The sequence below is a fragment of the Neisseria sp. P0014.S009 genome (assembly GCF_051958155.1).
Classification (GTDB): Bacteria; Pseudomonadota; Gammaproteobacteria; order Burkholderiales; family Neisseriaceae; genus Neisseria; species Neisseria flavescens_C.
Genome location: NZ_JBQCVS010000051.1, coordinates 1 through 456 on the forward strand (window position 1 = coordinate 1; position 456 = coordinate 456).

The following is a 456-nucleotide window of genomic DNA, read 5'->3' on the forward strand; positions in this document are numbered from 1 at the left end:
GTATAAGAGACAGCCTACGGGTGGCTGCAGTGGGGAATATTGCACAATGGGCGCAAGCCTGATGCAGCAACGCCGCGTGAGGGACGACGGCCTTCGGGTTGTAAACCTCTTTTAGTAGGGAAGAAGCGAAAGTGACGGTACCTGCAGAAAAAGCACCGGCTAACTACGTGCCAGCAGCCGCGGTAATACGTAGGGTGCAAGCGTTGTCCGGAATTATTGGGCGTAAAGAGCTCGTAGGCGGTTTGTCGCGTCTGCTGTGAAAACCCGAGGCTCAACCTCGGGCCTGCAGGGTACGGGCAGACTAGAGTGCGGTAGGGGAGATTGGAATTCCTGGTGTAGCGGTGGAATGCGCAGATATCAGGAGGAACACCGATGGCGAAGGCAGATCTCTGGGCCGTAACTGACGCTGAGGAGCGAAAGGGTGGGGAGCAAACAGGATTAGATACCCCTGTAGTC

General features: G+C 56.4%; 1 rRNA gene. It reads left to right on the forward strand.

The annotated features are described in order from the left end of the window. Window positions 1-456: ribosomal RNA gene (locus ACTHS4_RS11610) — 16S ribosomal RNA — on the forward strand; the annotation flags it as partial.